The organism is Pseudomonas sp. B3(2017), from assembly GCF_002113595.1.
Taxonomy (GTDB): domain Bacteria; phylum Pseudomonadota; class Gammaproteobacteria; order Pseudomonadales; family Pseudomonadaceae; genus Aquipseudomonas; species Aquipseudomonas ekonensis.
Genome location: NZ_NEIU01000006.1, coordinates 276,553 through 289,676, shown reverse-complemented (window position 1 = coordinate 289,676; position 13,124 = coordinate 276,553). Strand labels below are relative to the sequence as shown.

Annotated in this window: 9 protein-coding genes; 8 read left to right on the top strand and 1 reads right to left on the bottom strand. The window is 64.6% G+C overall.

What is annotated here, in order from left to right:
- Positions 1–121 precede the first annotated feature (121 nt).
- Complete coding sequence (locus CAG33_RS11785; protein WP_085578788.1) at positions 122–1,246, bottom strand: polysaccharide deacetylase family protein; 1,125 nt, start codon at positions 1,244–1,246, stop codon at positions 122–124.
- A 165-nt stretch (positions 1,247–1,411) separates the two neighbouring features.
- Here CAG33_RS11785 and yaaA point away from each other — a divergent pair, with 165 nt between their 5' ends.
- From yaaA to CAG33_RS11740, 8 genes are all read left to right on the top strand, one after another.
- The gene (gene yaaA / locus CAG33_RS11780) at positions 1,412–2,191 is read left to right on the top strand and encodes a peroxide stress protein YaaA (RefSeq protein WP_085578786.1); all 780 of its coding nucleotides are present in this window, start codon (positions 1,412–1,414) and stop codon (positions 2,189–2,191) included.
- Between the two features lie 808 nt (positions 2,192–2,999).
- Complete coding sequence (locus CAG33_RS11775; RefSeq protein ID WP_085578784.1) at positions 3,000–4,316, top strand: nucleotide sugar dehydrogenase; 1,317 nt, start codon at positions 3,000–3,002, stop codon at positions 4,314–4,316.
- 65 nt (positions 4,317–4,381) lie between these two features.
- A complete protein-coding gene (gene alg8 / locus CAG33_RS11770) occupies positions 4,382–5,863 on the top strand; it encodes a mannuronan synthase (RefSeq protein WP_170929985.1) in 1,482 nt (493 codons plus the stop codon).
- 35 nt (positions 5,864–5,898) lie between these two features.
- Positions 5,899–7,068: an alginate biosynthesis protein Alg44 gene (locus CAG33_RS11760; protein WP_085578780.1), complete on the top strand. Its 1,170-nt coding sequence runs from the start codon at positions 5,899–5,901 to the stop codon at positions 7,066–7,068.
- Between the two features lie 15 nt (positions 7,069–7,083).
- On the top strand, positions 7,084–8,589 hold the full coding sequence (gene algK / locus CAG33_RS11755) for an alginate biosynthesis TPR repeat lipoprotein AlgK (protein WP_085638506.1): 1,506 nt from the start codon (positions 7,084–7,086) through the stop codon (positions 8,587–8,589).
- Entirely contained in the window at positions 8,586–10,067 is a 1,482-nt protein-coding gene (locus CAG33_RS11750; RefSeq protein WP_085578775.1) for an alginate export family protein, read from the top strand. Before algK ends, CAG33_RS11750 begins: the two co-directional genes overlap by 4 nt.
- A gap of 26 nt (positions 10,068–10,093) precedes the next feature.
- Positions 10,094–11,665 carry a mannuronan 5-epimerase AlgG gene (gene algG / locus CAG33_RS11745; RefSeq protein WP_085578773.1) on the top strand — a complete coding sequence of 524 codons (1,572 nt, stop codon included), beginning with the start codon at positions 10,094–10,096 and terminating at the stop codon, positions 11,663–11,665.
- Between the two features lie 10 nt (positions 11,666–11,675).
- Positions 11,676–13,124, top strand: a complete 1,449-nt coding sequence (locus CAG33_RS11740) for an alginate O-acetyltransferase (RefSeq protein ID WP_085578771.1) — start codon at positions 11,676–11,678, stop codon at positions 13,122–13,124.

The following is a 13,124-nucleotide window of genomic DNA, read 5'->3' as shown; positions in this document are numbered from 1 at the left end:
GCAAAGTGACGAAAAGCCCTTGGCGGACCGCCCTGCCCCCGTTAGAGTCGGAAGTCCGCCTGCTGCAAAATCCTTCGAATTTCTTCCCCGCGCCCAATGTTTACGGGGCTTTCGTGCCTTGTCAGCGAAACGCGTCCTGACAGTCTTCCCAGCCGATGCCACTTTGCGCGGTCTGGGTGATGAGCCACGGCAACGCCGTCTTCACCGCATCCTGCTTCATGTTGAAATTGATCACCCCGTGACGCCACAGCAGCATCAGGGTCAGCACCCGCTGCGCGCTCTGGCTGCCCTTGAGCTTGCCGGCGCCGTCCTGGGCGTCGATGTCCCACAGCGCCACTTGCAGGCCCTGGGCGTTGAAGAACGCCTGCGCATCGCTGCGCCGCTGACCGTCCGGCGGGCGGAACAGCGGCACGTAGTTTTCCGGCAGCTTGCCTTTGACCAGGTCGGCGCTGCGGCGCACCGAGTCCTGCCAGTCCTGCCAGTGGCTGTGGGAGCGGAACTCCCAGCCCTGCACGCCGACGCACTGCTGCGAGAACGTCGCTTGCAGGCTGGCGACCGAACGCTCCGCCAGCCGCGCCTGGACATCCTTGCCCAGCACGAAGAACGTGCCGCTCAGGTTCGACTTGCGCAGGTATTCGGCCAGCCAGTCGGTGTTGTCCGGCTGCAGGTTGGCGGCGCTGTCGAAGCTCAGCAGGAACAGCCGGTCGTTCATCTCGTCGCCGTTGCGTTCGTAGTCGCCGAAACGGTCGATCTCGCTGCCGGTCTGCGGAAACAGCGCAGCTTTGCGCAGCAGCTCGTCCAGGTACTGGGCATGGAAAGCGCGGCTCGGCTCGGCCCACTTGATGTAGTAGCTCTCCTCGCCGAGCTGGAACTTGCCGGCCTGCTCGCGCAGGGTCGGCACGTCTTCGACCAGGAAGCAGAACGAGGCGTCCTGGTCGCAGCTCTGCTGGGCGTGGTCGTAGCCGTTGAACAACCGTTGCCAGAGCCGCTCGCGCAGGCGGTTGACGGCGTCCATGTTGACCGTGCGCAGCCCCAGGCGCTGGGCCAGCGCGGCCTCGTCCAGCGCTTCGCTGGCCAAAAGGCCCCGGGCGAAGGTCAGGATCTCCGCCCGCGAGGCCACGTCGAACAGGGTCGGATTCTTCAGTTGCTCCGGCCAGGTGCTGCGGTCCAGTGTCGCCGGATCGCCGGGCGCCGCCAGGGCCCCGAGGCTCAACAGCCACGCCCAAAGGAATAGAACGATACGCAAAGGGATGTCTCCATAACAAAACCCGCGCGGCACTATAGCCGATAAGGCGGTAGCGGCGGTTCCCCGTGGGATGGCGGGCAACCATCGATCAACTATCGGACTCATAGCTGGAGTCAACCCGGCCAACCCCCTAGAATCGCCGCCACGATCAAAGGAGACGACTGCATGCTGATGGTGATTTCCCCCGCCAAGACCCTCGACTACGAAACGCCGCCGGCGACCTCGCGCTTCACCCAGCCGCAATACCTCGACCATTCCCAGGCGCTGATCCAGCAACTGCGCGAACTCAGTCCGGCGCAGATCAGCGAGCTGATGCACGTCTCCGACAAGATCGGCGGCCTCAACGCCGCGCGCTTCGGCAGCTGGACGCCGGCCTTCACCCCGGACAACGCCAAGCAGGCGCTGCTGGCGTTCAAGGGTGACGTCTACACCGGGCTCGACGCCCAGACCTTCAGCGAAGCCGATTTCGACTATGCGCAACGGCACCTGCGCATGCTGTCCGGCCTCTACGGCCTGCTGCGCCCGCTGGACCTTATGCAGCCGTACCGGCTGGAGATGGGCACCAAGCTGGCCAACGCCCGGGGCAAGGACCTTTACGCCTTCTGGGGCACGCGCATCAGCGAGTGGCTCAACGAAGCGCTGGCCGACCAGGGCGACGACGTGCTGCTCAACCTGGCGTCCAACGAGTACTTCTCGGCGGTCAAGCGCTCTGCCCTGAACGCGCGGATCATCAACACCGAGTTCAAGGACCTGAAGAACGGCCAGTACAAGATCATCAGCTTCTACGCCAAGAAGGCCCGAGGCCTGATGAGCCGCTTCGTGATCCAGGAACGCATCAACGATCCCGGTGCCCTGAAGCAGTTCGATGTCCAGGGTTACCGCTACAGCGCCGAACAGTCGAAACCGGACAATCTGGTGTTCCTGCGCGACCACGCCCCCGAATGAAGCATGCGCGGTGCACGACTCTTTATTGAAGACGTCGTGCACCGCGCACGACGTCAAAAATCCCCCGCCCTTTTTCGCCATTTCATTGGCGCCATAAAAACATCGCCCCTCTCCCTAACGTTTGTTTCACTCGACAGGTGTCATTTTTTTCAGTAGTGGCACGCACTTTTTTTCAAAGTAATGGCACAAAACCATCCCCCGCGATTATCCGCCTATATATAAAGGGCGAAATGGAAAGTGCTATCAATATGAAAGCAGTGCCATCTTTTTCAATATTTCAAGAAATTTCAGATTTCGGGATGAACGGGCCGGAACTTCGTCCTGATGCGTAGCTCATACCACCGGTAACGATTCTCGCCGATTCTGTACGAGATAACTTACGCAGATGAACGATCGCTGTAACCAAGTTGCCACAGTAACTTTCACAGCGACTTCACTTGTTTAGGCAAAGATCAAAGACGGGAAATACGCACCCTGAACATTCCCTGCAAGGCCGAGGCTGCGCCCCTGCCACCGCGCTCACCAGAGCGCTGAACCGCCCGGATTGCGGGCAGTTGGCCTGACATCGTGCAGGCATGTCGACTGAGCGGCCCTCCTTCGGACGAAGGTCATGCCGCCTGTCGGGGCAAGTCACAACAATAAGGCCTAGTTGCGCACAACTTGAGTGCACTTATTTAGCCACTCGAAACTTACATTGCCGGAACACGGCATTGTCGTGCCTGCAAGACGCACTTTCGAGTGCACCATGACCGCTGGAACCATTAACTCCGGCCATCTAATGGCTTGATAAAACACAGAGGTAATTGCGATGCGCATCAGCATTTTTGGTTTGGGTTACGTCGGCGCCGTATGTGCCGGTTGCCTGTCTGCACGGGGCCACGACGTGGTGGGCGTCGATGTCGCCAAAGACAAGATCGACATGATCAACGCCGGCAAATCCCCCATCGTCGAACCGGGCCTGGGCGAACTGCTGGCGCAGGGCATCCAGACCGGCCGCCTGCGCGGCACCACCGACTTCGCCGAGGCGATCCGCGCCACCGACCTGTCGATGATCTGCGTCGGCACGCCGAGCAAGAAGAACGGCGACCTGGAACTGAACTACATCGAGGCGGTGTGCCGCGAAATCGGTTTCGTGCTGCGCGAGAAGTCCACCCGCCACACCATCGTGGTGCGCAGCACCGTGCTGCCGGGCACCGTCGCCAACGTGGTGATCCCGATCCTCGAAGACTGCTCCGGCAAGAAGGCCGGCGTCGATTTCGGCGTGGCGGTCAACCCCGAGTTCCTGCGCGAGAGCACCGCGATCAAGGACTACGACTTCCCGCCGATGACCGTCATCGGCGAGTTCGACGCCGCGTCGGGCGACGTCCTGCAATCGTTGTACGAAGAGCTCGACGCGCCGATCATCCGCAAGGACATCGCCGTCGCCGAGATGATCAAGTACACCTGCAACGTCTGGCACGCCACCAAGGTGACCTTCGCCAACGAGATCGGCAACATCGCCAAGGCCGTCGGCGTCGACGGCCGTGAGGTGATGGACGTGGTCTGCCAGGACAAGACCCTCAACCTGTCCCAGTACTACATGCGTCCGGGCTTCGCCTTCGGCGGCTCGTGCCTGCCCAAGGACGTGCGCGCCCTGACCTACCGCGCCGGCTCCCTGGACGTGGAGGCGCCGCTGCTCAACTCGCTGATGCGCAGCAACGAATCCCAGGTGCAGAACGCCTTCGACATCGTCGAAAGCCACGACAAGCGCAAGGTCGCCCTGCTCGGCCTGAGCTTCAAGGCCGGCACCGACGACCTGCGCGAAAGCCCGCTGGTGGAGCTGGCCGAGATGCTGATCGGCAAGGGCTACGACCTGAGCATCTACGACAGCAACGTCGAGTACGCCCGCGTCCACGGCGCGAACAAGGACTACATCGAGTCGAAGATCCCCCATGTGTCGTCCCTGCTCAACGCGGACTTCGACTCGGTGATCGACAACTCCGACGTGATCATCCTGGGCAACCGCGACGAGAAATTCCGTTCCCTGGCCCAACAGGTGCCGGACGGCAAGCAGGTCATCGACCTGGTGGGCTTCATGTCCCGGGCCACCCGCGCCGGCAGCCGCACCGAAGGCATCTGCTGGTAAGGCAGCCCCAAGCTCCGGGCCGCCTGCGGCCCGGAGCCTCCTTCACCTTCGGATGAATGACGGTCATGTCCAAGCTCAATCATTTTTTTCTGCAAGCGGCCGGTTGGCTTTTGTTTCTGGGCCTGCTGATGGGCCTGGCCCTGATGCTGCCCGTGTCCACGTTCGACGCCGAGTCGAAGGACTTCATTTTCCTGATCGGCGCCGTGGGCATCTGGCGCTATTCGATGGGCGCCACCCACTTCGTGCGCGGCATGATTTTCCTGTACATCGTCTACCCGCACCTGCGGCGCAAGGTGCGCAAGCTGGGCGAGGCGGCCGATCCGTCCCACGTGTTCCTGATGGTCACCAGCTTCCGCATCGACGCGCTGACCACCGCCCAGGTCTACGGCTCGGTGATCCGCGAGGCCATCGACTGCGGCCTGCCGACCACCGTGGTCTGCTCCATCGTCGAGATGTCCGATGAACTGCTGGTCAAGAGCCTGTGGGCGCGGATGAACCCGCCGGAGCGGGTCAAGCTCGACTTCGTGCGTATCCCCGGCACCGGCAAGCGCGACGGCCTGGCCTACGGTTTCCGTGCGATCTCCCGCCACCTGCCGGACGACCGCGCCGTGGTGGCCGTGATCGACGGCGACACCGTGCTGGGCGAAGGCGTGGTGCGCAAGACCGTGCCGTGGTTCCAGCTGTTCGGCAACGTCGGCGGCCTGACCACCAACGAATTCTGCGAAGTGCGCGGCGGCTACATCATGAGCGAATGGCACAAGCTGCGCTTCGCCCAACGCCACATCAACATGTGCTCGATGGCCCTGTCCAAGCGCGTGCTGACCATGACCGGGCGCATGTCGGTGTTCCGCGCCAGCGTGGTCACCAACCCGGAGTTCATCGCCGACGTCGAGAGCGACTCGCTGCAGCACTGGCGCCTGGGCCGCTTCAAGTTCCTCACCGGCGACGACAAGTCGAGCTGGTTCAGCCTGATGCGCCTGGGCTACGACACCTTCTACGTGCCGGACGCGGCGATCAACACCGTCGAGCATCCGCCGGAGAAGAGCTTCATCAAGGCCAGCCGCAAACTGATGTTCCGCTGGTACGGCAACAACCTGCGGCAGAACTCCCGCGCCCTCGGCCTGGGCATCCGCCGCCTCGGGCTGTTCACCTCGGTGGTGCTGTTCGACCAGCGCGTGTCGATGTGGACATCCCTGCTGGGCCTGACCGTGGCGGTCATCGCCAGCGTCAAGTACGGCACCGCGTTCATCCTCGTGTACCTGCTGTGGATCGGCATCACCCGCCTGATCCTGACCCTGCTGCTGTCGTGCTCCGGCCACCGGATCGGCCCGGCCTACCCCGCGATCCTCTATTACAACCAGATCGTCGGCGCGCTGGTGAAGATCTACGTGTTCTTCCGCCTCGACCAACAGTCCTGGACCCGCCAACCCACTTCGCTGTCCCGTGACCTCGCCAGCTTTCAACGTTGGTTCAACACCTGGTCGTCTCGGACCATGACCTTCTCCGCCGGCAGCATTTTCGTCGCCGTGCTGCTGATGATGGTCTGACCCGCCTCTCTTGGATTAACAAGGAAACCGCTCCCATGAATACTGCCGTCAACGTCAACGTAGTCCATGAATCCGAAGCCCAGCGCCAGCATGCGCGGGTGAAGATCCCGGCCAAGCTGCGCTTCTTCGGCCCCGACCGCACACCGGTCGAGGCGCGGGTCATCGACCTGTCGGCCGGCGGCCTGGCGTTCAACGCCGGTCAGTTGCCGCTCAAGGTCGGCGACGTGCACAAGGCGCGCCTGCAGTTCGTCATCGACAACCTCGGCCTGGCGATGGACGTCGAGATGCAGGTGCGCTCCCACGACCGCCAGACCGGCCGCACCGGCTGCCAGTTCCAGAACCTGGAGCCGCGGGACATCGCCACCCTGCGCCACCTGATCACCTCGCACCTGGCCGGCGACATCGTCAGCATCGGCGAAGTGCTGGCGACCCTGCAGCGCGACAACTTCACCAAGGCGCGCAAGACCAAGGACGGCGGCCACGGCATGACCCCGTTCGGGCGCCTGAAGGCGGTGACCTTCAGCCTCGGCGTGTTCGTCGTCGGCCTGGCCGCGTTCGGCTTCGTCGCCAAATCAGTGTACGGCATGTACTTCGTCAGCCACGCCCAGGCCGGCCTGGTCAGCGTGCCGGCCATGAACATCACCATGCCCCGCGACGGCACCGTGCAGAGCCTGGTGAAATCCGACGGCGTCGCCGCCAAGGGCGCGCCGCTGGCGACCTTCAGCACCAGCATGCTCGACGTGCTCAAAGGCCACCTGGACGAAGACCAACTGCAGCCGGCCAAGGTGGAAGAACTGTTCGGCAAGCAGATGACCGGCACCCTCACCTCGCCGTGCGACTGCACCGTGGCGCGGCAACTGGTGGCCGACGGTCAGTACGCCAGCAAAGGCGACGTGATCTTCGAACTGGTGCCGCGCAACACCCAGGCCACCGTCGATGCGCGCTTCTCCTACCGCCAGTTCGGCGACGTGCGTCCGGGCACCCCGGTGAGCTTCCAGATCGCCGGCGACGACAAGGTCCGCAGCGGCAAGATCGTGCGCAGCGCCAGCCTCAAGAGCGAAGACCTGTCCTCGGACATCCGCGTGCAGATCCAGCCGGACGAGCCGCTGGACAGCACCTTCGCCGGCCGCCCGGTGGAAGTGAACAGCGACCGCGGCCCGAACCTGAACTGGCTGATCGACAAAGCCATGGCCCACGGCCTTTAAGTCGAGGACACGCCTGTGACCACTCCAACTCTCCCGAACACGCCGCAGTCCCTGTGGGAGCTGGCTTGCCAGCGATTGCATCAACGCGGTCTGCCTGATGCACCGAGCCGCCCGCATCGCCAGCAGGCTGGCTCCCACAAGGGCCTGATGGTGTGCTCGCTGGCGCTGGCGGTCTCCCTGGCCGGTTGCGCCGGCCTGCCCGACCAGCGCCTGGCCAACGAAGCCCTCAAGCGCGGTGACACCGCGACCGCCGCGCAGAACTACCGGGCGCTGGCGGACCTGGGCTACAGCGAGGCGCAAGTGGGCCTTGCCGACATTCAGGTCGACAGCCGCGACCCCGAGCAGATGAAACAGGCCGAAGCCACCTACCGCGCCGCGGCCAGCGTTTCGCCGCGGGCCCAGGCGCGCCTCGGCCGCTTGCTGGTGGCCAAGCCCGGCGCCACCGAAGCCGAGCACCAGGAGGCCGAAAGCCTGCTGAAGAAAGCCGCCGCCCAAGGCGAAGGCAATACCTTGATCCCGCTGGCGATGCTGTATCTGCAATACCCACACAGTTTCCCGAACATCGACGCCCAGCAGCAGATCGATCAATGGCGCCAGTCCGGCTACCCGGAAGCGGGCCTGGCCCAAGTGCTGCTGTACCGCACCCAAGGCACCTACGACCAGCACCTGGATGACGTGGAAAAGATCTGCAAGGCCGCGCTCCACACCACCGACATCTGCTACGTCGAACTGGCCACGGTCTATCAGAAACGTGCACAGCCAGAGCAACAGGCCGAACTGATCAAACAACTGCAGGCCGGCCACGGCCGCGGCACCGTCAGCGCGCAACGGGTCGATTCTGTCGCCCGGGTGCTGGCCGACCCGACCCTGGGCAAGACCGACGAGAAGACCGCGCAAGCGCTGCTCGAACCCATCGCGCCGGGCTATCCGGCATCGTGGGTCACGTTGGCGCAATTGCTCTACGACTTCCCGGAACTGGGCGACACCGACCAGATGATGAAGTACCTGGACAACGGCCGTGCCGCCGACCAACCCCGCGCCGAACTGCTGCTGGGCAAGCTCTACTACGAAGGGAAGCTGGTGCCGGCCGACGCGAAGGTCGCCGAGCAGCACTTCGAGAAGGCCGTCGGCCGCGAAGTGGCCGCCGACTACTACCTCGGCCAGATCTACCGCCGCGGCTACCTGGGCAAGGTCTATCCGCAGAAGGCCCTCGACCACCTGCTGACCGCCGCGCGCAACGGCCAGAACAGCGCCGACTTCGCCATCGCCCAACTGTTCTCCCAAGGCAAGGGCACCCGGCCCGACCCGGTCAACGCCTACGTGTTCAGTCAGTTGGCCAAGGCCCAGAACACCCCGCAGGCCGATGAGCTGGCGACCACCCTCGCCGCGCAGCTGCCCCCCGAACGCCTGGCCCAGGCCCAACGCCTGCTGCAACAGGAACAGGCCAGCCGCGGCGCCCTGAACCGCAACGCGCTGCCGCTGCATGCCCTGCCAGAAGAAGAAGGCGAGGAATCCCTATGAAGTTGAATCCATTCGTGAAGGCCGGCATCGGCCTGTCCTTCGCCCTGATCTGGTCGTGCCCGACGCTGGCCGCGATCACCGAAACCAAGAATTTCGGCCTGGAAGTGAAGATCACCGGCCAGTCCGAGGACGACCGCGACCTGGGCACCGCCCGCGGCGGCGACGTCAACGGCGTCGGCCTCGACCTGCGCCCCTGGGTCTACGGCGAGAGCGGCGCGTGGAGCGCCTACGCCATGGGCCAGGCCGTGACCTCCACCGACATCATCGAGACCGACACCCTGCAGCAGTCCGACGGCGCCCAGGCCACCGACAGCGGCGACCGCCAGACCAAGAAGAACTACCTGGCCATGCGCGAGTTCTGGGTCGGCTACAGCGGCTTCACGCCCTACCCCGGCGAGATCCTCAAGTTCGGCCGCCAGCGCCTGCGCAACGACGACGGCCAATGGCGCGACACCAACATCGAGGCGCTGAACTGGACGTTCGACACCACCCTGCTGCGGGCCAACGCCGGCGTCGCCGAACGCTTCAGCGAATACCGCACCGACCTCAAGGAACTGGCGCCCAAGGACAAGGACCGCCTGCACGCCTACGCCGACGCCGCCTACCAGTGGACGCCGGGCCAGTGGGTCGGCATCCGCGGCCACCACACCCACGACAACGGCAAGCTCGACTACGCCGAGCCGGGCGTGCCCCGCGACACCCTGGACAAGACCGAGAACGGCGACATCAGCTGGCTCGGCCTGACCGCCGACAGCGACGCCTACAACTGGCGCAACACCAACACGGTCAACTACTGGGGCAGCATCACCGGCATGAGCGGTGACCGCGACAAGGTCAACCCGCTCAACGCCGACGGCAGCCGCCCGGCCGAGGCCAAGCGCAGCGACAGCGTCAACGGCTGGGCCACCGACCTTGGCGTGCGCCTGCGCCTCGACCCGCAATGGCAGGTCGGCGCCGCCTATGCCCGCGCCAGCGCCGACTACGAACAGAACGGCCTGGAAAGCAACCGCTCGAACTTCACCGGCACCCGCTCGCGGGTGCACCGTTTCGGCGAAGCGTTCCGCGGCGAGATGAACAACTTGCAGACCGCCACCCTGTTCGGCTCCTGGATGCTCAACGACCAGTACGACGCCAGCTTGATCTACCACAAGTTCTGGCGCGTGGACGGCAACAAGCCGGTGGGCAGCAACGGCATCAACGCCGTCGAGAACAACACCGACGACGTGACCGGCGCGATCCTGTCCAGCACCTCCCTGCCGCTGGACGACGGCAAGAAGGACATGGGCCAGGAGATGGATCTGGTGGTCACCAAGTACTTCAAGCAAGGCCTGCTGCCGGCGGCGCTGAGCCAGTCCATCGACGAGCCGTCGGCGCTGGTGCGCTTTCGCGGCGGCGTGTTCAAGCCCGGCGATGCCTACGGCAGCCAGGTCGATTCGTACATGCACCGCGCGTTCATCGACGTGATCTGGCGCTTCTGATGCGGACCGCCAAGGGAGTGCCCGACATGAACAACTCAAGGAAAGGCTCGCTCAGCCTGTTGGCCGGCGCCCTGCTGCTGGCCAGCGCCGGCGCCTTCGCCACGGTCGAGCCGGCGAAGCCGGTGACCCTGGCCAAAGGGCTGCAGCAGGCCAAGACCTACACCGTCAGCAGCGCCCCGACCGAGGCGCTGGAGCTGGCCGAACCGAAGCTGCCCGACCTCTCCGGCTACACCGCCGAGGCCGCCGCCGCGAAGATCGTGCGCAGCAAGCCGGGCAAGGTCAGCGTGCGCCGGATGATGCAGGAAGACGCCCTGAAGGACTTCATCGGCGGCGACAACAAGATGGCCGAATGGGTGGTGCGCCAGCACGGCATCCCCCAGGCGATCTTCGTCGACGACGGCTACCTGAACCTCAAGGAGCTGGCGCAGAAGCTGCCCAAGCAGTACTTCAGCGAAACCGCGCCCGGCGTGTACCTGGCCAAGCTGCCGATCGTCGTCGGCCGCAAAGGCATCCTCGAGATCGACGGCCAGACCCAGGAGCTGCGCCTGTCCCAGGAGGCCGGCTCGTTCCTGGTCAACGACGGCCAGCTGTTCGTGCGTGACACCAAGGTCACCGGCTGGCGCGAGAAGGACAACGGTCCGGCGACCTTCCGTTCGCCCAAGGAATTCCGTCCGTTCCTGCTCGCCTGGGGCGGCACCGAGACCTACATCGTCAACAGCAAGATGGCCAGCTTCGGCTACGCCAACAGCAAGTCCTACGGCGTGAGCATTTCCCAGTACACGCCGAACATGGCCAAGGTGCTCAAGCGCCCCGAGCCGACCGGCTGGATCGTCGGCTCCGAGTTCTCGGACATGTGGTACGGCTTCTACTGCTACGAGACCCGCGACTTCGTGGTCAAGGGCAACACCTACAAGGACAACATCGTCTACGGCATCGACCCCCACGACCGCTCCCACGGCCTGGTCATCGCCGAGAACACCGTCCACGGGACGAAGAAGAAGCACGGGATCATCATCTCCCGCGAGGTGAACGACAGCTTCATCTTCAACAACAAGAGCTTCGACAACCACCTCTCGGGGCTGGTGATCGACCGCAACAGCGTGAACAACGTGATCGCCCACAACGAGATCTACCGCAACCACACCGACGGCATCACCCTCTACGAGTCCGCCGACAACCTTTTGTGGGGCAACAAGGTCATCAGCAACAAGCGCCACGGCATCCGCATCCGCAACAGCGTGAACATCCGCCTGTACGAGAACGTCGCCATGGCCAACGGCCTGACCGGCGTCTACGGCCACATCAAGGATCTGACCGACACCGACCGCGACATCAAGCTCGACCCGTTTGACGCCCAGGTCTCGCTGATCGTGGTCGGCGGCGAACTGGCGGCCAACGGCAGCGGCCCGATGGCCATCGACTCGCCGCTGAGCGTAGAGCTGTACCGCGTCTCGATGCTGGCGCCGACCAAATCCAGCGGCATCAGCTTCAACGGCGTCCTGGGCGAGCGCCAGGACGAAATTCTCGACCTGCTGGTGCGCCAGCAGAAAGCCGTGCTGATCGACCCCGTCGAACGCCAGACCGAACTGCGGGACTGAGGACCTCTTTATGCACCCACACCTGATCAAACTGCTCAGCCTGTCGGCCCTGACCGTGGGCATCCTGGCGGCCAGCGACGGCGCCGGCGCGGACCAGGCCCAAGCCCCCGCGTTCACCGCCGAGCCGTGCTGCAGCCTGTGCCCCGCCGCCCACGACCCGAAGAACTACACCACCCGCTACCAGCAGAACTTCACCACCCTGGTGCAGGCCCAGGGCGACTGGCTGTTCCGCACCCGGGAAGACCTGCGCACCGAGTTCGACACCACCCCCGCCGGCTACCGCCGCCTGCAGCAACTGCACGATGCGTTCAAGAGCAAGGGCGTGGAACTGGTGATCGTCTACCAGCCGACCCGTGGCCTGGTGAACCGCAACAAGCTCAACCCGCAGGACAAGGCCGCCTTCGACTACGAGAAGGCGCTGGGCAACTACAAGACCATGCTCGGCCGCTTCGCCAAGATGGGCTACGTGGTGCCGGACCTGTCGCCGCTCACCAACGAATCGCTGCCCGAGACCCTGCCGGCCCACGACTTCTACTTCCGCGGCGACCAGCACTGGACGCCCTACGGCGCCCAGCGCACGGCGAAGATCGTCGCCGAGCAGGTCAAGCGGATCCCGGCCTTCGCCGACATCCCCAAGCGCGAGTTCGAGACCAAGCGCTCCGGGCGCATGGGCAAGACCGGCACCCTGCACAACATGGCCGGGCAACTGTGCGGCACCAGCTACGCGATCCAGTACATGGACCAGTTCACCACCGAGCCCAAGGGCGAGGCCGGCGACGGCGACCTGTTCGGCGACAGCGGCAACCCGCAGATCACCCTGGTGGGCACCTCCCACAGCGGCAAGAACTACAACTTCGCCGGCTTCCTCGAAGAGGCCATCGGCGCCGACATCCTCAACGTCGCGTTCCCCGGCGGCGGCCTGGAAGGCTCGATGCTGCAGTACCTGGGCAGCGACGAGTTCCAGAAGTCGCCGCCCAAGATCCTCATCTGGGAGTTCTCGCCGCTGTACCGCCTCGACCAGGAGACCATCTACCGCCAGATGATGGCGCTGCTGGACAACGGCTGCGAGGGCAAGGACGCGCAGATGAGCGCCAGCGCGACGCTCAAGCCGGGCAAGAACGAACTGCTGGTCAACAGCAAGAACCTGAACCTGCAGAACAACGGCCATCAGGTCGACATCCGATTCGCCGACACTTCGGTGAAGACCCTGCACGCCACCCTCTGGTACATGAACGGCCGCCACGAGGACATCAAGATCGAGAAACCGGAAACCTCCGACACCGACGGGCGCTTCGCCTTCGAATTGCGCACGGACGAGGACTGGGCCACGCAGAACCTGCTGGCCGTCGAAGTCCAGGGCCCGGACGCGGGCGCCGAGCCGCAGAAGGTCGAAGCGAAAATCTGCAAACGCAACGTATTCCCGGGCGCTGGGCCGCAAACCGCCCAGCTCGGGCAATGA

Bases quoted from the DNA above. Each gene is read 5' to 3' on its own strand.
- yaaA (WP_085578786.1), top strand. From the start codon at position 1,412: ATGCTGATGGTGATTTCCCCCGCCAAGACCCTCGACTACGAAACGCCG.
- CAG33_RS11760 (WP_085578780.1), top strand. From the start codon at position 5,899: ATGAATACTGCCGTCAACGTCAACGTAGTCCATGAATCCGAAGCCCAG.
- CAG33_RS11740 (WP_085578771.1), top strand. From the start codon at position 11,676: ATGCACCCACACCTGATCAAACTGCTCAGCCTGTCGGCCCTGACCGTG.
- algG (WP_085578773.1), top strand. From the start codon at position 10,094: ATGAACAACTCAAGGAAAGGCTCGCTCAGCCTGTTGGCCGGCGCCCTG.
- CAG33_RS11775 (WP_085578784.1), top strand. From the start codon at position 3,000: ATGCGCATCAGCATTTTTGGTTTGGGTTACGTCGGCGCCGTATGTGCC.
- CAG33_RS11750 (WP_085578775.1), top strand. From the start codon at position 8,586: ATGAAGTTGAATCCATTCGTGAAGGCCGGCATCGGCCTGTCCTTCGCC.
- alg8 (WP_170929985.1), top strand. From the start codon at position 4,382: ATGTCCAAGCTCAATCATTTTTTTCTGCAAGCGGCCGGTTGGCTTTTG.